22 protein-coding genes are annotated in these 18569 nt (G+C 63.8%); 15 read left to right on the forward strand and 7 right to left on the reverse strand.

Features of this window, described 5'->3' with window-relative positions; genetic code table 11:
* The first annotated feature begins 1 nt into the window (after position 1).
* The 5 genes from ACK4TE_RS03080 (at position 2) to ACK4TE_RS03100 (ending at position 2720) form a co-directional block, all read left to right on the forward strand.
* Positions 2-232 carry a helix-turn-helix transcriptional regulator gene (locus ACK4TE_RS03080; protein ID WP_409910011.1) on the forward strand — a complete coding sequence of 77 codons (231 nt, stop codon included), beginning with the start codon at positions 2-4 and terminating at the stop codon, positions 230-232.
* The gene (locus ACK4TE_RS03085; protein WP_409910012.1) at positions 229-513 is read left to right on the forward strand and encodes a bacterioferritin-associated ferredoxin; all 285 of its coding nucleotides are present in this window, start codon (positions 229-231) and stop codon (positions 511-513) included. The genes ACK4TE_RS03080 and ACK4TE_RS03085 overlap by 4 nt, the downstream gene beginning before the upstream one ends.
* A gap of 197 nt (positions 514-710) precedes the next feature.
* Positions 711-1187, forward strand: coding sequence for a bacterioferritin (bfr, locus tag ACK4TE_RS03090; protein ID WP_409910013.1), 477 nt, complete (start codon positions 711-713; stop codon positions 1185-1187).
* Between the two features lie 118 nt (positions 1188-1305).
* Positions 1306-2199 (forward strand): SIMPL domain-containing protein, encoded by an 894-nt coding sequence (locus ACK4TE_RS03095; RefSeq protein WP_409910014.1) that lies wholly within the window; start codon positions 1306-1308, stop codon positions 2197-2199.
* Between the two features lie 248 nt (positions 2200-2447).
* On the forward strand, positions 2448-2720 hold the full coding sequence (locus tag ACK4TE_RS03100) for a DUF2853 family protein (protein ID WP_409910015.1): 273 nt from the start codon (positions 2448-2450) through the stop codon (positions 2718-2720).
* 74 nt (positions 2721-2794) lie between these two features.
* Here the strand turns inward: ACK4TE_RS03100 and ACK4TE_RS03105 are convergent, their stop codons facing one another.
* From ACK4TE_RS03105 to ACK4TE_RS03120, 4 genes are all read right to left on the reverse strand, one after another.
* On the reverse strand, positions 2795-3337 hold the full coding sequence (locus ACK4TE_RS03105) for a hypothetical protein (protein ID WP_409910016.1): 543 nt from the start codon (positions 3335-3337) through the stop codon (positions 2795-2797).
* Between the two features lie 100 nt (positions 3338-3437).
* Positions 3438-4574, reverse strand: a complete 1137-nt coding sequence (locus ACK4TE_RS03110) for an acyl-CoA dehydrogenase family protein (RefSeq protein ID WP_409910017.1) — start codon at positions 4572-4574, stop codon at positions 3438-3440.
* A 56-nt stretch (positions 4575-4630) separates the two neighbouring features.
* Entirely contained in the window at positions 4631-5845 is a 1215-nt protein-coding gene (locus tag ACK4TE_RS03115) for an acyl-CoA dehydrogenase family protein (RefSeq protein WP_409910018.1), read from the reverse strand.
* Between the two features lie 67 nt (positions 5846-5912).
* Positions 5913-7397 carry a glycosyltransferase family 2 protein gene (locus ACK4TE_RS03120; RefSeq protein ID WP_409910019.1) on the reverse strand — a complete coding sequence of 495 codons (1485 nt, stop codon included), beginning with the start codon at positions 7395-7397 and terminating at the stop codon, positions 5913-5915.
* Between the two features lie 141 nt (positions 7398-7538).
* On the opposite strand from ACK4TE_RS03120, the gene ACK4TE_RS03125 reads away from it, so the two are divergent.
* The 3 genes from ACK4TE_RS03125 (at position 7539) to ACK4TE_RS03135 (ending at position 9857) form a co-directional block, all read left to right on the forward strand.
* Positions 7539-9020, forward strand: a complete 1482-nt coding sequence (locus ACK4TE_RS03125) for an FAD-binding domain-containing protein (RefSeq protein ID WP_409910020.1) — start codon at positions 7539-7541, stop codon at positions 9018-9020.
* 262 nt (positions 9021-9282) lie between these two features.
* Positions 9283-9468, forward strand: coding sequence for a hypothetical protein (locus ACK4TE_RS03130; RefSeq protein ID WP_409910021.1), 186 nt, complete (start codon positions 9283-9285; stop codon positions 9466-9468).
* Between the two features lie 83 nt (positions 9469-9551).
* Positions 9552-9857 (forward strand): UrcA family protein, encoded by a 306-nt coding sequence (locus ACK4TE_RS03135; protein WP_409910022.1) that lies wholly within the window; start codon positions 9552-9554, stop codon positions 9855-9857.
* A gap of 128 nt (positions 9858-9985) precedes the next feature.
* On the opposite strand, the gene ACK4TE_RS03140 is transcribed toward ACK4TE_RS03135, so the two are convergent.
* Entirely contained in the window at positions 9986-10513 is a 528-nt protein-coding gene (locus tag ACK4TE_RS03140) for a SixA phosphatase family protein (protein ID WP_409910023.1), read from the reverse strand.
* 119 nt (positions 10514-10632) lie between these two features.
* Here ACK4TE_RS03140 and ACK4TE_RS03145 point away from each other — a divergent pair, with 119 nt between their 5' ends.
* Entirely contained in the window at positions 10633-11274 is a 642-nt protein-coding gene (locus ACK4TE_RS03145) for a peroxiredoxin (protein WP_409910024.1), read from the forward strand.
* A gap of 135 nt (positions 11275-11409) precedes the next feature.
* Positions 11410-12144 carry a PhyR family response regulator anti-anti-sigma factor gene (locus tag ACK4TE_RS03150; RefSeq protein ID WP_409910025.1) on the forward strand — a complete coding sequence of 245 codons (735 nt, stop codon included), beginning with the start codon at positions 11410-11412 and terminating at the stop codon, positions 12142-12144.
* Here ACK4TE_RS03150 and ACK4TE_RS03155 read toward each other — a convergent pair.
* On the reverse strand, positions 12141-13121 hold the full coding sequence (locus ACK4TE_RS03155) for a sensor histidine kinase (RefSeq protein WP_409910026.1): 981 nt from the start codon (positions 13119-13121) through the stop codon (positions 12141-12143). The two genes, ACK4TE_RS03150 and ACK4TE_RS03155, sit on opposite strands and share 4 nt — an antisense overlap.
* Positions 13122-13283: 162 nt before the next feature.
* Here ACK4TE_RS03155 and ACK4TE_RS03160 point away from each other — a divergent pair, with 162 nt between their 5' ends.
* Together ACK4TE_RS03160 and ACK4TE_RS03165 are read left to right on the forward strand one after the other, a co-directional pair.
* Entirely contained in the window at positions 13284-14240 is a 957-nt protein-coding gene (locus ACK4TE_RS03160; protein ID WP_409910027.1) for a calcium/sodium antiporter, read from the forward strand.
* Between the two features lie 17 nt (positions 14241-14257).
* Positions 14258-15169 carry a DMT family transporter gene (locus tag ACK4TE_RS03165; RefSeq protein ID WP_409910028.1) on the forward strand — a complete coding sequence of 304 codons (912 nt, stop codon included), beginning with the start codon at positions 14258-14260 and terminating at the stop codon, positions 15167-15169.
* Here the strand turns inward: ACK4TE_RS03165 and ACK4TE_RS03170 are convergent.
* Positions 15166-16050 carry a branched-chain amino acid aminotransferase gene (locus ACK4TE_RS03170; RefSeq protein WP_409910029.1) on the reverse strand — a complete coding sequence of 295 codons (885 nt, stop codon included), beginning with the start codon at positions 16048-16050 and terminating at the stop codon, positions 15166-15168. The two genes, ACK4TE_RS03165 and ACK4TE_RS03170, sit on opposite strands and share 4 nt — an antisense overlap.
* A 51-nt stretch (positions 16051-16101) precedes the next feature.
* On the opposite strand from ACK4TE_RS03170, the gene ACK4TE_RS03175 reads away from it, so the two are divergent.
* The 3 genes from ACK4TE_RS03175 to ACK4TE_RS03185 are packed head-to-tail and all read left to right on the forward strand — an operon-like array spanning position 16102 to position 18569.
* Positions 16102-16566, forward strand: coding sequence for a MarR family winged helix-turn-helix transcriptional regulator (locus ACK4TE_RS03175; RefSeq protein ID WP_409910030.1), 465 nt, complete (start codon positions 16102-16104; stop codon positions 16564-16566).
* 4 nt (positions 16567-16570) lie between these two features.
* A complete protein-coding gene (locus tag ACK4TE_RS03180; protein WP_409910031.1) occupies positions 16571-17257 on the forward strand; it encodes a response regulator in 687 nt (228 codons plus the stop codon).
* A 7-nt stretch (positions 17258-17264) separates the two neighbouring features.
* Complete coding sequence (locus ACK4TE_RS03185; RefSeq protein WP_409910032.1) at positions 17265-18569, forward strand: ATP-binding protein; 1305 nt, start codon at positions 17265-17267, stop codon at positions 18567-18569.

Raw genomic sequence — 18569 nt, forward strand, 5'->3', positions numbered from 1 at the left:
CATGGCCAAGGCCCCGCCCATCACGAATCGCATCCGGGAGCTGCGCGAGGCGCATGGCGGCATGAGTCAGTCCGCCCTCGCCGAGGCCATCGGTGTGACCCGGCAGACGGTGATCGCCATCGAACTCGGCAAATACTCGCCCTCTCTGGAGAGCGCCTTCCGCATCGCCCGGGTGTTCGACACGGATATTGAAGTGGTTTTTGGCTGGGAAGGCCCGCCACGCGGCGCATGACCCGGCCTGCGACGGCCTGGCGCAGCCTGGCCCGCAAGATGCAGATTGACACTCATTCGCAACTGCTGCAAATGGTTCTCATGATCATCTGCGTCTGCAACCGCATCAACTGCCGCTCGGTCCGCGAGGCCGTGGACGCCGGTGCGCGCAGCCCGAAAGCCGTACAGGCCCATCATGGCTGCAAGTTCAATTGCGGAAAATGCTCCCAGTCGATCGGCGAAATGATCTCGGAGCAGATGGACCGCTGCGTTCCGTCCCTGCCAGTTCTCGCCGCCGAGTAAACTGGCCAAGCGGCCCCAAATCCCTGCAATTTCAAACGCTTCGCCGCCTCCGAAGTACGAGGCGTTCGCGCTCTTGCAACTGTATCGCACTTGCATATGCAATTGATTTTATTGGATTTTTTATTGCGCGCCCAGGCTAACTCGCCTACAAGGATAGGTAAACTTCCCTACCCCTCCCAGACGCGAAGGAGCCGCCCATGCAAGGCGACAAGAAAGTCATCGAATACCTGAACCTCGCTCTGAAGAACGAGCTGACCGCGATCAACCAGTATTTCCTGCATTCGCGGATGCTGAAGGAATGGGGCGTCTCGAAGCTCAGCAAGAAGGAGCACGAGGAATCGATCGAGGAGATGCATCATGCCGACTGGCTGATCGAGCGCGTCCTCTTCCTTGGCGGCCTTCCCAACCTGCAGGACCTCGGCAAGCTGCATATCGGCGAGAGCGTGCAGGAAATCCTTGAATGCGACCTGAAGCTCGAGAACATTGCTATCCCAGTGTTGCGTGATGCGATGGAGCATTGCGAGAAGGTGCGCGACTATGTGAGCCGCGACCTGTTCGGCAAGATCCTCCACAACGAGGAAGAGCATGTCGACTTTATCGAGAAGCAGTTCGCGCTGATCGAGCGCATCGGCATCGAGCGCTACACGCTGCTTCAGTCCGAAGCGAACGAATAGAATCCCGAATGCCCGCGGCTGGCCCGCAGCCGGACATTGTGCAGACACGATTGGCGGAAGATAGTGACGGCGATGCGGCACGGCCGCGTCGCCGTTTTTCTTGATACAGGGGACTTCCTTGAAACGCTCAATCCTGTCGCGCGCCGCTGGCGGCGCGCTCGCCCTCACGACTGCCGCTAGCCTGATGCCCGCCTTGGCCCAAGGTGCGCCGGACTTCCAGACCGAGGCCTTCACCACGCCTTACTGGACACGTGTTCCGGTGATCGAAGTGCTCGGCCGCGCCGACATGCAGGTTGCGCCGAACCGGGCCTCCTTCTCCGTCACCTATCTCGAGACCGACAAGGATTCGAAGGAGGCGATGCAACTTGCCGTCGAACGCGGGCGCCTCGCCTATGACACGATCAAGAAGGCCGCCGGAAAGGACTCGATCGTGCAATCTTCGGTCAACGTCACCGCCTTGTATGAACAGTACAAGGACAAAGACGGCAACCGCATCGACAATGAGCGTTCCGACAAGATCCGCGCCTATGAAGCGCGCGTGACGCTGACCGTCACCGTGGAAGATGTGTCCAAGGCAGGCACCGCGCGCGCCGGCGCACTCGCGCTCGGTCCGGAAAACTCGACCGCCCTTTCGACGTATCTGGAACGCACCACGGAGCTGAACCTGCAGGCGTATGAAACCGCCGTGAAAGACGGCGCCGCGCGCGCGAAGGCCACGGCTGCGGCCAGCGGTAGCAAGCTCGGCAAGCTGATGGTTGTGCAGGAGGGCAATGGCCCCTGCCTCGGCTCCTGGTCGTCGATGGCCGGCAGTGATTATGACTATTACCGCGCCGCGCCTGCTTATGCGCCGCCGCCGCCTCCCCCGCCGCCGCCTCCGGTCGCCTCTGGCATGATCGGCGGCAAGACAGTGACAATCACCCAGGCAGATATCGACTCCCTCAACCTGCCTTCGGATGATCGCAAACAATCTGTTTCGTCCAGTGTCTGCATGATTTACCAGATCGAGCGGTAAACTCCGTCTACGGATCACTCTTCTCCTTGGGGCAGAAAAAGGTTGATCCACAGGACAAACTGGCGTCTTACGGGGAGGCGGAGCCTAGGCTTCGCCTCCCAACGCATTGTCATGCTCTCATTGCAGGGCAAAGGCATCAAAACCAGAAAAGGAAAAACCCAATGGCGAAAGCGCCCAGTGCGAAGGAACTGCTTGTCGAAAAGTATGTTGCTGACCTTAAATAGAAAGTGGGCGAAGCACGCCCGGACATGGCCCTGCTTGATGCCTGCGTGAAGGCTTGCGGCCCGTCTATCTACAAGTCCGATTCGGCGACGGTTGCCGCTTCCGACAAGAGCGAGATTGAACGTGTGCGGACGAGCTTCATCGTGAAGAAGCTCGGCGTTGCAGACGAAGACAAGGGCAATGCCGCCATCAAGGTCGCGGTTGAAAAATATGGCCGCGCTGTTCGCGCCAAGCATCGCCCGGTTGTCTATTACCTGATTGCCAAGGAGCTGCGCAAAGCTGCGGCCCTGAAGGCCTGATCCCTCCCGGACTTACCGGAAACAAATACCGCCGCCCCGGATGGCCGGAGCGGCGGTTTTCATTTGGGCGGAGATCAGCGCCGGCCGTCGCGCTTCGCCTGGCCGCGCGCATGCGCCGCACGCGTGGCGCCGCGCATGGTGGGCAGGTTCGGGAACTGGTCGCGCTTCTTGGAGGCGACTGCCTTCATGCCCTTGCCCGCCTTGCGGGAGGCGGGTTTGGCGGGGGCGGCAGATTTCTTCCGCGCCAGCGCGGCCTGCAGCGCGGCCTGCGCCTTTGCCTGCTCGGCTTCGGCTTTCGCCCGAGCATTGCGGCGCTCGACAATGCCAAGCTTGGTCTCGAAACGCTCCAGCGTCTCGGCAAAAAAATCACGCTTCAGTACCGTGCCAGCATTGCCGGTCGGCTGTTTCTGGCGGGTCGGCTTGGCCTTGCCGCGAATTTCGCGGGCCTGTTTGGCGGCGAGGTCCTTGTACTTGTCGCGCAGTTTGCGCGCGCGGCCAATCCGTGTACGGAGTTCCCGTTCGCTGAAGCGGGCGATATCCGGCGGATAGCTTTCATTTGCCAGCGCGAATTCAGCTTTCGTGCAAAGCGGCTTTGCTTCGCGGCGTGAAACAGCCATGAGGGTTCTCCTTCTCTTCTGATGTCTGGGCACATAGTTCCACACATCCTCCCGAAGGGGAAACAAAACCGGACTTGAAGGCTGCGATTTCCGGCGCCGCTCAGTAGCCGCCGAGACGCGCATAGCGGTCTCGGTGCCAGCTTGCAGAGCCGTACAGCGCTTCCTGCGCCCGCGCGCGCTTCATGTAGAAGCCGGGATCGGCCGCATCTGTCATGCCGATGCCGCCATGCATCTGCACGCACTCGTTCGACACAAGATGCACCAGCTCGCTCGCCTTGGCTTTCGCAAGGCTTGCCAGTTCCGCAACATCGCTCTTGCCTGCATCCACGGCGCTCAGCGCCGCCGCCACGCAGGAACGCGTCATCTCCAGCTCGACAAACATTTTCGCCGCGCGGTGCTGCAGCGACTGGAACGAGCCGATCAGCTGGCCGAACTGTTTGCGATTGTTGAGATACTCGAGCGTCATGTCGAACGCCGCCTGCGCCGAGCCGAGCATCTCCGCAGCCTGGCCAATCGCGGCGCGGTCGAGCACGGGATCGAGAATATCCGCGCCTTCATCCGCAGGCCCCAGCAGCGCGCTTTCCCGCACGTGCACATTCTCCAGCGTGATATGCGCCGCGCCGTGGCTGTCGGCAGTTTTCAGTTCCTGCACGCTCACGCCCTTGGCGTTCGCCGGCACGAGGAAGAGGCTGAGCCCGTGCCTGTCGCCGGCTTCACCAAACGTGCGCGCGACCACGATCAGCATATCGGCATGATGCCCGTCCGGCACATATTTCTTCAGGCCGTTGAGCGTATAGCCCTGCCCGTCGCGCTCGGCTTCGGTGGCGATGTTGTAGGGCGAGAAATGGGCGCCTTCGTCCAGCGCCAGCGCAAACGTCGCCTCGCCGCCGGCGATCTTTGCCAGCCATTCGGCTTTCTGCGCCGCCGAACCGCCCAGCTGGATGGCAGAGGCCGCGATCAGCGCCGTCTGCAAGAGCGGCGTCGCCGCCAGCGTGCGCCCCTGCGCTTCAAGAATCTGGCCGAGGCCTGTGAGGCCGAACGTCTCGCCGCCCGGCTCATCCGGAATGATCACGCCGAAAAAGCCAAGCTCGGCGAGCTTCCGGCGCGTCGCCGGGTCCTTGCCATTGGCGCCCTTGTCACGCAGCGCGCGCAGGTGCGCCAGCGGCATCTCATCACGCGCAAACGCCATCGCCGTCTCGCGCAGCATTTCCTGATCTTCAGTGAGGACGAAACTCATGTTGGGTATTCCTGATCTTGAATCTGAAAGCTCGGGGTGGATGTTCAGCAGTCTGACTACTGATGATCCTTCAGTCCGAGTACGCGCTTGGCGATGACGTTGAGGTTGATCTCCGAAGTACCACCCTCGATGGAGTTGCCCTTCGAGCGCAGCCACTGGCGCGTCACCTTCTTGGCATTCTTGTCGAAGCCCTCGCCTTCCCAGCCGAGTCCTTCTGTGCCGAGCGCCTCGATCAACAATTCGTGCCGGTCCTGGTTCATCTTGGCCGCGCCGTATTTCAGGATCGAGGCGGTATGGCCGACCGCCTGCCCGGCTTTCGCCTGCTCGGTCTGGCGCTGCACGGTCAATGCAAAGGCCTTGGCATACATCTTGTGATCAGTGATGCGCCCGCGCAGGTCGCCGTCCGCGATGCGGCCGCTCTCGTCGACGCCGATATGCTGCTTGGCATAATCCTCCGGCCCGAGAATACCCGAGCCGCCCGTACCGCCGAAACCGCCCGCCGAAATCGAGGAGCGTTCGAACTGCAACAGGCGCTTGGCAATATCCCAGCCACCATTGAGCCGCCCGACGAGCTGGTCCTTCGGCACTTTCACATCGGTGAAGAAGGTTTCGCAGAACGGGCTCTCGCCAGAGATCAGCTGGATCGGGCGCGCTTCGACGCCCGGAGATTTCATGTCGAACAGGATGAAGCTGATGCCCTCATGCTTCACGCTCGTATCGGTGCGCACAAGGCAGAAGATCCAGTCGGCCTTGTCGGCATAGGAGGTCCACACCTTCTGGCCGTTGATCAGGTAGTGGTCGCCTTTGTCTTCGCAGCGTGTCTGCAAGCCGGCGAGGTCAGATCCTGCGCCCGGCTCCGAATAGCCCTGGCACCAGCGGATCTTGCCTTTCACGATGTCCGGAATGAAGCGCAGTTTCTGTTCGTGATTGCCGAATTCGAGCAGCGCCGGGCCGAACATCCAGAGACCGAACGAGAAGAGCGGCGGGCGCGCCTTGATGCGGCGCATCTCCTGCTCCAGCACGCGGGCCTCACCGCGGCTCAGGCCGCCGCCGCCATATTCCTTCGGCCATTCCGGCGCGGTCCAGCCCTTCTCCCCCATCCGGTCGAGCCAGAGTTTCGAGTCAGGGTTCTTGAAGGTGGCGTTGCGCCCGCCCCAGACCACTTCATCATCCGGCATCGGTGTACGCATCGAAGGCGGGCAGTTTGCCTCCAGCCATTTGCGCGTGTCGGTGCGGAAGGCTTCGAGTTGCTCGGCATCATCATAGGCCATGGCGGCGCTCCCTCGGGCGGATTTTCTGAATGAGTTACCCTAGTCCGGGCAGCGCTTTGCGCAAGGCTCACCTAACGTCAGAACCGGAACGGGCACCGAACGTTTCGGACTCGTAACGACCAGCCTGCGACGCTGCGCCGTGCGGCGTCTTCGCCCAGAAATGGGGGCACCGCGCGAGGCCGTAGATTGCGCGCAGCATCGCCAGCGATTGCAGCGGCCAGTAGACGGGCAGGCTGAGTGCCAGCCTGACCCGTCTGCCGTCCACTCTGCCCGGCGCCAGCAGCGCCATCAGAATGCCTGCCATGTAAGAAAGAGTCGCGATCACAAGGAATGCAGGCGCAATCGCAAGTTCCGGGTCAAGCCAGCTCCATACCAGCCAGAGCGCCCAGGGCCCGTGCACGAGCGCCGACAGGATCGCCGCGCCAAGCGTCAGTTGCAACGCGAGAAACCTGCGCAGGCCGAGTTCCCGGGCGACCTTTCCCGGCCGGCGCATCAGTACAAGCCAGGTCTGGATAAACCCCTTCAGCCATCGCGAGCGTTGGTTGATCCACACCATCAGCGAGTCCGGCGGCGTCTCCAGCGTCGGCGGCCGGATCATGCCCACACAATGTCCGCTGCGCGCAAGGCGCAGGCCCAGTTCTGCATCCTCCGTCACGTTCCAAGCGTCCCAGCCGCCGGCGGCCTCCAGCGCGCTGCGGCGGAAATGATTGCTCGTCCCGCCGAGCATCACGGGAAGACCAAGCCGCGCCTGCGCCGGCAGCAGCCGTCCGAACTGAACTGCATATTCCAAAGCCCACTGCCCGCCGATCCAGCTCGGTGCCCCTTCCCCCACCAGCGGCGCCTGCACACAGGCAAGCTCCCGACCGGCCGCCCGGAAGGCGCTCACCGCCGATTTCAACTGATCCGGATGCGGACGATCTTCGGCGTCATACACGACGACAAACTCGCCGACCGCCCGCCCGAGACCATAATTCAGCGCACGCGGCTTCGTGCGCGGCAATCCCGGCGGCACAGTGAGCAACTGCGTTCCTGCCGGCCAGTCCTGCGCCAAGAGCGCCGCACGGGTTTGCCCGTCGCCTTGCTCGATCAGCAGTTTTACATCCAGACGGTCTGCCGGGTAATCGAGCGCGCGGATTGCTTCGGCGAGTTGCGCAGCCGTTTCCGCCTCATCCTTGAGAGCGATCAGCAGCGTGTAGACCGGCCAGCTTCCCGCAACATCCGATGCAGGGGCTGCCGGCATGCCCGTGCCCATCCGGTAAAGCGCGGCGCGGAAGACAAGGATCGCTGCAAACACTATGAGCCCGGACCAGCCAGCAGCCAGGATCGCAAGATCCGGCACCATAAGCGCGCCAATCCCGGCCACCGCATAGAGCGGCGCTGCGCCATGCCGCTGGCCGGGCGGAAACATCCGGCGCGCGGACAAGTCCGGAAACGCGAAATCGAATCCGAACGCCGCCCGGTGCGCCGCGCGCGCATCAGGCGCAAGCTCGGTCAGCGCGCGCGAAAGATGCCGCCGCTGGTTTTCGGAATGCCCACTCCCATCGGCCGCCATGCCGACACCCCCACGTCACAGGCTGTGGAATAGCCTGTGGAATTTTCATTTCATTAGCGGAACAATCGCGCCGGTTGCAAGCGCTGCGGCGAGATGTGGAAGGTTCTTGCGGCGGATTCCAACTTGTTCTATGTTTGTTCCATGTCCGGCGTTCATGTTGTCTGGTTCAGACGGGACCTCAGGGTTCACGATCATGCCGCCCTCGCTGCTGCGGCCGCGAGCGGGGCCCCGGTCATTGCGCTCTACATTTTCGAGCCAGGCGACTGGGCGCAGCCGGAACGGTCCCGCCGGCATTTCGAGTTCCTTCTGGACTCGCTTCAGGATCTGGACGCGGCTCTGGCCACGCGCGGCACGAAGCTGATGCTGCGCACCGGTGCAGCGGCGGAAGTCTTCTCCGCCCTGCACCGCGATTTCGGCCTCGCCGCCATTCACTTCAACGAAGAGACCGGCCTGCAATGGAGCTTCGACCGAGACCGGCAGCTGCGCCGCTGGGCTCGCAATGCCGGGATCGAACTGCGCGAACAGGCGCAGCCCGGCATCGTGCGCGAGCATGTCGCCCAGCCGGACTGGTCACGCCAGTGGGAGGCCCGCATGCAGGCCCCGCGTCTGCGCGCACCGGAAACGCTGACATCGCCGGCCTTTGGCGCGCAGCACTGGCCCATCGCGGAAGACTTCGCGCTTGGCCCGGATGACTGCCCGGACCGCGAGAAAGGCGGACGCACTGCCGGCATTTCCGCCCTCCGCCGCTTTCTGGAGGAAGGCGGCGCGCACGCCCACCTGTCCGCCCATCTCGCTTTCGGCACAGTGTCCGTGCGCGAGGCCTGGCAGGCCGCAAACCGCGCCGTGACAGGCTATGTCACCGCCGGAGATCTCGACACGGCCGCGCGCCTCAACGGGTTCCTTGCGCGCCTCCACGCGCGCAGCCTGCTGGTCCAGAAGCTGGAAGACCGCACAACCTTCGAGAGCCGCAATCTCTTCCCCGCCTGGGACGGCCAGCGCCCGCAGCCGGCGGCAGACGATCCGCGCCTCCTTGCCTGGATCGAAGGGCGCACCGGCTTTCCATTCCTCGACGCCGCGATGCGCGCGCTGAAGGCGACGGGATGGATCGATGCGCGCATGCGCGCCCTCGCGATGGGATTTGCCGCCGATCATCTCTGGTTTGACTGGCAGCGCCCGGCAGAGCTGCTGGCGGCGCGCCTCCTCGATTTCGAACCGGCGATCCACTACACGCTGGCCCGCGGCTCCGCCCCCGGCCAGCCCCGCGTATTCAATCCGGTGAAACAGTCGCGCGAACAGGACCCGGAGGGCACCTTCATCCGCCGCTGGGTGCCGGAACTGGCCCGTCTGCCGGATGCGCTGATCCACGCTCCCTGGGAGGCGGCGCCGTCTGCCCTGTCGGAAGCCGGGATCGTGCTCGGCCAGACTTATCCGATGCGGATTGTCGACCACATGGCAGCTGCCGGTGAAGCACGCAGCCGTATCGCCGCCAGCCGCCCCCGGGCCATGCCGGTCCCCCGCCCCGCCGCTGCGGCCCATGTGGCGGCCCGAAAACCCCGCCTGTCCCGCGCGGCAGCGCCTCAGGTCCAGCTATCGCTCGACCTGCCCGCCCCGCCACCAAACTGAGCGCCGGCGGACCGGGATACGGTCACCCGCCTCCTGAAATTTTCCCATATCGGGTAACGATAAACGTGCGCGCGTCCTCTTCAGAGCGATTATTATCGTTTTTCGATGAAAATATGTCCTTGATTTTATTAGACATTATTTTTTTTCGATAATTTAATATTGAAAAACAATAAGACCTGGCCTAGATAGTCTGTGTCGGCAGCAGGGATGAGCCCGCCAAAGACAAACGGACAAACCAACCAAGCCAGAAGGAGTTTTGATCATGTCCCCCCGCGCCCGTCACAGCGACAACGGAGCTGAAGTTTTTGCCCCCGTCGCGGCGTTCGGCCTGAACACCGGAGCCGCCCCTGCCCGGAGCAAGCCGGCAAATGACGACGGAGCGGGTGAACGCCTCGATCTCCTGGCTCAGCGCCGCCGCCGCCAGAACCGCCGCGAGCTTCGCTCGTAGCCCCCGAAGTGCCCCCGGGATGCCCCTGACCCGGCGGCACTTCACCTTCAAAACCCAACCTCCAGACCGGAAGGAAACGCCCCATGAAACGCACCCTCATCGCCGCCGCCCTTGTCTTCGCAACTGCCGCCACGCCGGCCTTCGCCGTCAGCGACAAGTTCAACATGGATGTCGAATTCTCGCGCGCCAATCTCGCCACAACCGCGGGCGCAGCCGCAGAATATGCGAGTATCCGCGACCAGGTGGTCGAACGCTGCGAAGCCGAACATGCCGGCATGAACTTCGCGAAAACCTATGCCGTGAAGTTCTGCACCGACCAGACGCTCGCCAAGGCCATCCGCAAGATTGACAATGCCAATCTGACGGCAGTCCACGCACAGCAGCGCTGATCTCGGCCCAAGACCAGCGAACCGGCGGCCACCGTCTCACTCTCCATCACGCTCCGTGAGTTGCCGGTTCGTCTCCCTGCCGCCTCCGTGCCCCGCCAGGCCCGGAGGCGGATTTTTTTGGGTACGGCCTATTCGTCGCTGCTGCCGCGGAAATCTTTCGCCCGCAATACGCCGGTCAGTTTCAATTGGGCCGGCACGAAGGGCCCCGCTGAGGGCGCCTCGAACAGGGCGGCGCAGCTGGTCGGGAATTTCTCGTGCAGGCGCCCGGCCGCCTCCAGGTCAACCGCGCCGCCTTCCTTCAGCAGGGTCAGCGCGAAATCGTGAAGCCCGGGATTGTGGCCGATGACCATCAGCGTGTCCGGCCGGTCATTCTGGCGCACCGCCTCGGAGAGGCCGCGCACACCGGTCAGGTAGAGCGACTCCATCGGGCGAACTTTCTCTCCGGACATCACGGAGGCGACCTCTGCGCAGGTTTCCCGCGCCCGGCGCGCGCTCGAGACCAGGATCAGTTCCGGGCTCCAGCCGAGGGCCACCAGCTCCTCAGCCATGCGGCGCGCGTCTTCATGCCCCTGCGGTGTCAGCGCGCGGCCGAAATCGTCGATCCCTTCGGTCCAGGGCTCGGTCTTGGCATGGCGCATCAGGATGAGGCGCTTCATGCTGGGATCGATCCCCGGCGAGTGTGAGGATTTCTCATCGTCGGCTTCAGCCAGCTGTGGTTGTTCGGGGCCCGTTAGGCACTAGTTTCGCGGCGGAAATCAAGAGACAGGACCTGCGAATGACCCTTTTGATCGGTGATACCGCGCCCGATTTCGAGGCCGAGACGACCGATGGGCCGATCCGGTTCCACCCTTGGGCCGGGGATGATTGGGTCGTGTTCTTCTCGCATCCGGCCGATTTCACGCCGGTCTGCACCACGGAATTGGGCTATACGGCTCGCCTCAAGGACGAATTTGCCCGCCGCCACGCCAAGGCGCTCGTCATTTCGGTCGATTCCCTGGAACATCACCGCGACTGGAGCGCCGATATCGAGGAAACGCAGGGCACCGCCGTGAATTTCCCGATGATCGCGGACCCGCAGCGCAAGGTCGCGACCCTTTACAACATGATACATCCGAGCGCCGATCCGAAGCTGACCGTGCGCGCAGTCTACATCATCGACCCGCAGAAGAAGATCCGCGCCTCGATCGTCTATCCGCCAAGCGTCGGGCGCAACTTCAACGAAGTGCTGCGGCTTCTGGACTCGCTGCAACTGACGGACGGCTACAAGGTCGCCACGCCCGTAAACTGGACAAACGGCGACGATGTCATCATAGCGCCGTCCCTGCAGGACCCTGCGGAAATCGCACGCCTGTTTCCCAAGGGCTATCGCGCCCTGAAACCCTATCTCCGCGTAACGCCGCAGCCTGACAAGGTGTAAACATTACGGTTCGCTCCGCATACGAACCGTCCGGTTTGCGCGGACGGGCTCGGCGCAAGAAAAATTAGGCCCGGGCCGTGCGTTGCAGCGGCGGCGATGCTGTGCAAACGTCCGCCTGAAACCCGGGGGGGTGAGATGCAGATATCCGAGACGGTCGAACAGCAACTGCCCTACCTGCGCCGATATGCCCGCGCCGTCACCGGCGTTGCCATGCAGGGCGATCTCGCAGTCGAGACAATGCTCGAACACCTGCTCTCCAGCCTGCCCGAAACGGTCACCCGGGTCTCCCTCTTCCAGGCGCTGGAACAGACCCTCAGCGCGCCAAAGGCCTGGTCGTCTGCTTCCATCCCGGCCTCTCCGGCAGGGCGGCGCGCGCTGCTGCTGACCGTGATGGAAGGCTTCAACCCTGCCGACGCCGCGCGCATCCTCGGCGTCACCGAGCCGGCCCTCGCAGACCTGATCGACGCCTCCGGCAACGATCTCTCCACACCGCACTCTGCCAGCATCTTCATCATCGAGGATGAACCGCTGATTGTCGCCAGCCTGTCGCAGATCATCACGTCGCTCGGCCACACGGTTGCCGGCATCGCGTCAACCCACCGTCAGGCCGTGGAGGCCATCCTTCAGGCGAAGCCCGACCTGATCCTGGCCGATATCCAGCTCTCCGACGGCTCGCAGGGAACAGAGGCGGTCGCGGAAGTGCGCCAGCAAATCAATGTGCCCGCCATCTTCATCACGGCGTTTCCCGAACGCCTGCTGACGGGCCGCGACGGTGAGCCGACATTCCTTGTGCCGAAGCCGTTCCGGCCGTCGCAGGTCAAGACCCTGATCAGCCAGGCCCTGTTCATCCGCTCCCTGAAGATATCCTAGCGGCCTGTGCCTGCGGGCGCATGATACGGGCCCGTCACCGTGATCTTCAGGACCAGCCCTTCATCCCGGAAGTCGCGCTCGGTGTGAACATTCGGCAGGAGGTCCAGCATCTGCGTGCCGAATCCCTTGCGCTGCGGCGCGCCGGTTCCCTTCCGCCCGGTCTCGACCCAGTCGACGACGAAACAAGTCTGCTCCACACGCCAGCGCACCGAAAGTGTTCCTCCGGATACGGAGAAACATCCATAGCGCACCGCGTTGGTGACAAGTTCATGCGTCAGCAGCGCCACCCATTTGGTCGAGCGTATCGACAGGACCACATCCGGCCCCTCCAAGGATATGCGCGGGTCGTCGATGGACACAACCTGCGCCAGTTCGGCCTCCACAATCGTCCGGAATGCCAGGCCGCGCCAGTTATTGTCCGAGATCATGAACAGGTTGCGGCTCATTGCATCCAGCCTGTCCGTGAAGGTCTCGACGAAGGCTTCGACGCTCGGCGTATGCTGCCCGGTCACCACCGCGAGAGAGCCGACCATCGCCAGCGTATTGCGCACCCGGTGTTCCAGCTCGGCGGCGATCACGTCCTTCTGACGGCGCAGCATCACCTCGTCGGTGACATCCTCGCCAGACTGGATGACATGCGTCACGGTGCCATCCGGCCCTGCCAGCGGCACAATGCGGGAGCGCCAGTAGCGTTCGAGCATCTGCCCGTCCGGGCCCGGGATCTGATAGGGTGCGGAGTCGGAACTGGACGCTTCACCCTCGAAGGCGCGCCGGATGCGGACGCGCATCGCGTCCATCCGCTCTTCCGATTCCGGAAACAGGTCCGCCGGATTGCGCCCTTTCAACTCGTCCCAGCTGCGGTGGACAGACCGGCAATAGGCCTCATTGGCATAGGCAAAGCAGATGTCCCGGTCGAAGACCACCACGGGCGTGGCAAGCCCCGCGAGCACTCTCTCGAAACACAAGGGGTCAGGCATAACGTGGCGTCCCGGCAGCCCGTCCTGACTGCCCTGTTTCGGGCCTGCGAGGCAAGGGCGCGGGCCGCAGCCGGCTTGCCGGAATATTTCCTTAGCCCCCTTCCCGGCGGGCAGCGGATCAGCCAAACCCTTCGCCGGGCGCGGTGCCCCGGGACCTCACTCATGACTGTTGTCTATCTTGTAGCCGGCCTGATCCTGCTTGTGGCCGGCGGCGAACTGCTCGTGCGCGGCGCTGTCCAGCTGGCACAGAAATTCCGCATCTCGCCTTTGCTGATCGGCCTGACCCTGGTCGGTTTCGGCACGTCGACCCCTGAACTCGTGACCAGCCTTCAGGCTGCCTTTGCCGGTTCACCCGGCATTGCGGTCGGCAATGTCGTGGGTTCCAATTCGGCGAATATCCTCTTGATCCTTGGCGTTTCGGCAATCCTGTTCCCAGTGGCTGTGGCCCGCGACACGTTCCGCCGCGACGGGCTTGTGCTCGCCTTGTCTACCCTGGTGTGTCTTGGCGCCGTGCTCCTCGGCCGGCTCGAAGTCTGGCTTGGCGTCCTCTTCGTCGCGGGACTGGCCGGCTATATCTGGTATGCCTTCCAGCAGGAGCGCGGCGCAAATGCCGCTGCCAACAGTGCAGGCGGAACATCCTCACCGCCAAAGGTTGAACCAGGCGCGATCCTGCTGGATTTGGTGTTCGTTATTGCCGGCCTTGCGCTGACCATATTCGGCGCCCGCCTCCTCGTGACGGGCGCGATTGACCTCGCCCGCATGGCGAACATTTCCGAGACGATCATCGGCCTCACCATCGTCGCTGTCGGCACGTCGCTTCCGGAACTCGTCACTTCCGTCATGGCCGCCTTGCGCAAACACAGCGACATCGCCTTTGGCAATATCGTGGGCTCGAACATCTATAATGTCCTCGGCATTCTTGGTGTCACGGCCATTGTCAAACCGATTGATGTGCCGCCGCAGATCGCGTCTTTCGACATCTGGGTGATGATCGGCGCCACGCTGCTCCTGTTTGCGGTCGCCATAACCCGCTGGCGTATCAGCCGCGCCGAAGGGGGGCTCATGCTGGCGGCCTATGTTGCCTACACTGTATGGCTCGGCATGAACGCTTCAGTCTGAAGGGCCTACTAACCAGCATGCGCCTGCCCCACCCCATCCTGCTCGTCTGTTTCGGCGTCATCTTCGGGTGCGGTGTGGATGCCGTGATGAAGCATGTGATGCTGAGCGGGAACAGTGTGCTGACGGCAACGTCCTGGCGATACATCCTCGGCTCGGTGATCATGGTGGCACTGTTCGCGGCCAGCCGCCGGGCCATGCCGGGCCTGCCGGCCATCCGCTTCCATGCCCTGCGTTCCCTTGCCCAGGTCATTTCGGCCTTTGCGTTCTTCTACTCGCTGACCCAGATCGCCCTCGCCGAAGCCGTGGTGCTGGGCTTCACCGCCGCGCTGATGATCGCACCTATCGCGCGGGTGATCCTCGGCGAGAAGATCAGCAAGGTCACGGTCGGGGCCTCCCTGATCGGCTTTTGCGGCGCGGCCCTCGCCGCCACCGCCAACACCACCGGCGCACCGGTCGATGGCAACCGACTCTACGGCACCGCCGCCGTCCTCGGCTCGGCCGTGCTCTACGCCCTCAACATCGTTCTCCTCCGCCTGCGGACGAAGGAGGAAGACAGCCTGACGCTGGTGACGTTCATGAACGTCTTCCCGGCGCTCTTCCTCTTGCCCTTCCTGCTGCTCTTCACGGATCCGTTGCCGCGCGCCGAGTCCTGGGGTCCGATGATCGGCGTGGCTTTCCTAGGCATCGGCATCTGGTGGCTGATGACGCTCGCCTATGGCCGCGCGAAGGCGCAGACGCTCGCCCCGTTCGAATATACCGGCCTCATCTGGTCTGCCCTGCTCGGCTATGCCTTCTTCCAGGAAATCCCAGGCTGGCGCGTCTGGGCCGGCGCCGCGATCATCATCGCCGCCTGTCTCGTCGTCGCCTTCGAGACCCACTTCATCAGCCGGCGCGAAGCGAAAATCCCCGCCAGCGATATCCTGACCTAAAGCGCCAGCTCCAGCTTGCCGTTGCAGAGCGCGGTATAATCCTCCGCCAGCGACAGGGAGATTTGGCCGGGCTTGTAGCGATATTCGCCAATCTCGGCCACGGGCGTGATCTCCGCAGCCGAGCCAGTGATGAAACACTCGCTGAAGGTCGCCAGTTCATCCGGGAAGATCGCGCGCTCCACCACTTCGATCTGGCGCGCCTTGGCGAGCGCAATCGTGGTCTGCCGCGTCAGGCCGTTGAGGAAACAGTCCGGCGTCGGCGTGTGCAGCACCCCGTCACGCACGAAGAAGATGTTGGCGCCGGTCGCTTCCGCGATCTGGCCGCGATAGTCCAGCATCAGCGCGTCCTGGTAGCCGGCCTTCTCGGCGGCATGCTTGGACAGGGTGCAGATCATGTACAGGCCTGCCGCCTTGGCCTCGCACGGCGCAGTGTCCGGAGCCGGGCGGCGCCACTGGGCATGCGTCATGCGGATGCCCTTCATCTTGTCGGCAAAATAATCGCCCCAGTGCCAGACGGCCACAGCCAGGTGGATGGTGTTGTTCTGGGCCGAGACGCCCATCATTTCCGAGCCGCGCCAGGCGATCGCGCGCACATAGGCGCTGTCGAGACCCGACTTTGCCAGCGCCTCCTGCTTCGCCTTCTCCAGTTCGGTCACGCTGAACGGGATGTCGAAACCGAGAATGTTCGCCGATTTGTGCAGGCGCCTAGAATGGTCCAGCGAGCGGAAAATCTTGCCGCCATAGGCACGCTCGCCCTCGAACACCGCCGAAGCATAGTGCAGGGCATGGGTCAGCACATGCACCTTGGTGTCGCGCCACGGTACAAACTGGCCGTCCATCCAGATGTATCCGTCACGGTCATCATAGGGGATGGCAGCCATTGGAACGCTCCTCGCTTGAACTTTCTGCGTATTCAGGCTCATTTCCGCCTTATGGCCCCGTCCGTCAACCTGAACCGTCCTTTCGATCCCCGCCTATTCCTGACCGATCAGGAACTCGACCGCAGTGCGGGACTGCTGATTTCCGGGGCCTCCGCGCTCACCCGGGCTGCCGAAACCGCGCGCAAGAAGGCCGGTCTGAGCAAGCCAGAGCTGCAGATTCTCATGGCCGTGCGCTACCGCCCCGGCCAGACAGTCAGCCAGCTGCGCACCGCCCTCGGCATGACCGTGCCCACTTTCGCGCGCCTGATCGGCAAGCTGGACGAGCGGGGCCTGATCGAGCGTGCCAGCGAAACCGGCGATGCCCGCCGGCGCAAGCTCAGCCTCTCGGATGCCGGGGTAACACTGACCACACCGCTTGCCATAGAGGTGCGCGAACGCCTCCGCCTCGCCTTCCGGGCCAGCGGTCCCGAAGCCGTGGCCGGCGCCCGCAGCCTGCTCGAAGCGCTGGTCCGGTAAAACCATGGTCAAGGAGCCCGCCCATATCCTGATGGTCGACGATGACGACCGTATCCGCGACCTGACCAAGCGCTTCCTCACCATGAAGGGCTTCCGGGTCAGCGCCGCAGCGGACGCCGCTTCCGCCCGGCGCCTGATGGAGAACATGGCGTTCGACCTCGCCATCCTGGATGTGATGATGCCGGGCGAGGATGGCTTCTCCCTGCTCGCCGGCATCCGCAAGGGCCCGGCCCGCGACACGCCGGTCATCCTGCTGACGGCGCGCGGCCACACGACTGACCGGATCGAAGGGCTTCGCCTCGGCGCAGACGACTATCTCGCCAAACCGTTCGAGCCGGAAGAACTCGTGCTGCGCTGCGAGGCGATCCTGCGCCGCGCGCAGAAGACCGCTCCGCCGCCGGACGAGATCGAAATGTCCGGCATGGTGTTCAACCCGGTCCGCGGAGAGCTGAAATCCGGTGACGAACGCATCCGCCTCACCGACGCCGAGCTGCAGCTGCTGACCATCCTTGCCCGCAATGCCGGCGAGCCGGTCAGCCGCGAAGACCTGGCGGTCCTCACCTCTGCCGGCCTCGAACGCTCCGTGGACGTGCAGGTCACGCGCCTGCGCCGTAAGATCGAGCCGAACCCGAAAGAGCCCATCCATATCCAGACTGTGCGGGGCATCGGCTACCGCCTGATGCCGGACTGAGATGGCCATGCTGCGCCTTCGGGATATCACACCGCGCGGGCTCTATGCCCGCAGCCTGCTCATCATCCTGGTGCCGGTGCTGCTGATCCTGTCGATCATGACCTGGTATTACTATTCCAGCCATGTCGCGGAAGTGAACCGCAAGCTGGCGCAGGCCATCGCCCGCGATGCCAGCCTCATCCAGGCCGCCTGCCTCAATACGGAATACACCGACGGCGACCACACGCGCATCCAGATGCAGCTGGAAACCTATTTCATCTGTGACCTGACGGAATATGCCATTCCCGAAGCGCAGCTAAAGCATGACTACCCGTATGCCAGCACGCTGGTCTCCGAACTTGAAGGCCGCCTCGGCGCGCCCCTCTTCGCTGGCATCGAGCGGGACAATTCCCGCCTGCATATCCGCTTTCCGTCTGCAGACGGAACAGGTGAGATCATCATCGACCGAAAGCGGGCGTTCATGATCAACTCTCACATCTTCATCGTCTGGGTCATCGCCTTCTCGCTGCTGATGGTTTTGCTGGCGGTGGGCTTCCTGAACCAGCAGGTGCGCTCCATCCTGCGCCTGTCGGAAGCGGCGCGCGCCTTCGGCCGCGGGCAGGACCTGCCGGACTTCCGCCCCTCCGGCGCCACTGAAGTGCGCGATGCCGCCCGCGCCATCATCGGCATGAAGGACCGCCTCACCGCCTTTGCCGAACAGCGCACCGCCATGCTCGCCGGCGTCAGCCACGACCTGCGCACACCGCTGACACGCCTGAAACTTGCCCTCGCGATGATGGGAGAGACCGACGATATCCGCGCCGCCCGGGCCGATCTCGATGACATGGCGATGATGCTCGACGAATATCTCGCATTCGCCCGCGGTGAGGAGGGCGATGAGCGCAAGCTGTTCGACCTCGCCCAGGTCGTGCGCGATGTTGCCGCCAGCATGGGCGCGCAGCTGCCGGTCAGCGGCGCCGAGCGGATGATGGTCACTGGCCGACCGCTGGCCATCAAGCGCGCCGTGGCAAACCTGATGTCGAATGCGGTCAAGTACGCCGCCAATGCGCGGGTGCTGCTCGTCGATGGCCCGCACTGGGCGGAAGTCGTCATCGATGATGATGGCCCCGGCATTCCGCCGGAGCGTCAGGAAGAAGCCTTCCGTCCCTTCTCCCGCCTTGATGATGCGCGCAGCCAGAACCAGCCCGGCTCCGGCCTCGGCCTGACGCTCGCCCGCGACACGGCCCGCGCGCATGGCGGCGACGTGCGCCTGCTGCCCAGCCCGATGGGCGGCCTGCGCGCCGTCTTGCGCGTGCCGAACGAGGCGCGCTAG

This window comes from Hyphomonas sp., from assembly GCF_046313975.1.
Taxonomy (GTDB): domain Bacteria; phylum Pseudomonadota; class Alphaproteobacteria; order Caulobacterales; family Hyphomonadaceae; genus Hyphomonas.

Excerpts from the sequence above, each read along its gene's own strand:
- ACK4TE_RS03080 (WP_409910011.1), top strand. The coding sequence starts at position 2 with ATGGCCAAGGCCCCGCCCATCACGAATCGCATCCGGGAGCTGCGCGAG.
- ACK4TE_RS03085 (WP_409910012.1), top strand. The coding sequence starts at position 229 with ATGACCCGGCCTGCGACGGCCTGGCGCAGCCTGGCCCGCAAGATGCAG.
- bfr (WP_409910013.1), top strand. The coding sequence starts at position 711 with ATGCAAGGCGACAAGAAAGTCATCGAATACCTGAACCTCGCTCTGAAG.
- ACK4TE_RS03100 (WP_409910015.1), top strand. The coding sequence starts at position 2,448 with ATGGCCCTGCTTGATGCCTGCGTGAAGGCTTGCGGCCCGTCTATCTAC.
- ACK4TE_RS03105 (WP_409910016.1), bottom strand. The coding sequence starts at position 3,337 with ATGGCTGTTTCACGCCGCGAAGCAAAGCCGCTTTGCACGAAAGCTGAA.
- ACK4TE_RS03110 (WP_409910017.1), bottom strand. The coding sequence starts at position 4,574 with ATGAGTTTCGTCCTCACTGAAGATCAGGAAATGCTGCGCGAGACGGCG.
- ACK4TE_RS03115 (WP_409910018.1), bottom strand. The coding sequence starts at position 5,845 with ATGGCCTATGATGATGCCGAGCAACTCGAAGCCTTCCGCACCGACACG.
- ACK4TE_RS03120 (WP_409910019.1), bottom strand. The coding sequence starts at position 7,397 with ATGGCGGCCGATGGGAGTGGGCATTCCGAAAACCAGCGGCGGCATCTT.
- ACK4TE_RS03125 (WP_409910020.1), top strand. The coding sequence starts at position 7,539 with ATGTCCGGCGTTCATGTTGTCTGGTTCAGACGGGACCTCAGGGTTCAC.
- ACK4TE_RS03130 (WP_409910021.1), top strand. The coding sequence starts at position 9,283 with ATGTCCCCCCGCGCCCGTCACAGCGACAACGGAGCTGAAGTTTTTGCC.
- ACK4TE_RS03135 (WP_409910022.1), top strand. The coding sequence starts at position 9,552 with ATGAAACGCACCCTCATCGCCGCCGCCCTTGTCTTCGCAACTGCCGCC.
- ACK4TE_RS03140 (WP_409910023.1), bottom strand. The coding sequence starts at position 10,513 with ATGAAGCGCCTCATCCTGATGCGCCATGCCAAGACCGAGCCCTGGACC.
- ACK4TE_RS03145 (WP_409910024.1), top strand. The coding sequence starts at position 10,633 with ATGACCCTTTTGATCGGTGATACCGCGCCCGATTTCGAGGCCGAGACG.
- ACK4TE_RS03150 (WP_409910025.1), top strand. The coding sequence starts at position 11,410 with ATGCAGATATCCGAGACGGTCGAACAGCAACTGCCCTACCTGCGCCGA.
- ACK4TE_RS03155 (WP_409910026.1), bottom strand. The coding sequence starts at position 13,121 with ATGCCTGACCCCTTGTGTTTCGAGAGAGTGCTCGCGGGGCTTGCCACG.
- ACK4TE_RS03160 (WP_409910027.1), top strand. The coding sequence starts at position 13,284 with ATGACTGTTGTCTATCTTGTAGCCGGCCTGATCCTGCTTGTGGCCGGC.
- ACK4TE_RS03165 (WP_409910028.1), top strand. The coding sequence starts at position 14,258 with ATGCGCCTGCCCCACCCCATCCTGCTCGTCTGTTTCGGCGTCATCTTC.
- ACK4TE_RS03170 (WP_409910029.1), bottom strand. The coding sequence starts at position 16,050 with ATGGCTGCCATCCCCTATGATGACCGTGACGGATACATCTGGATGGAC.
- ACK4TE_RS03175 (WP_409910030.1), top strand. The coding sequence starts at position 16,102 with ATGGCCCCGTCCGTCAACCTGAACCGTCCTTTCGATCCCCGCCTATTC.
- ACK4TE_RS03180 (WP_409910031.1), top strand. The coding sequence starts at position 16,571 with ATGGTCAAGGAGCCCGCCCATATCCTGATGGTCGACGATGACGACCGT.
- ACK4TE_RS03185 (WP_409910032.1), top strand. The coding sequence starts at position 17,265 with ATGCTGCGCCTTCGGGATATCACACCGCGCGGGCTCTATGCCCGCAGC.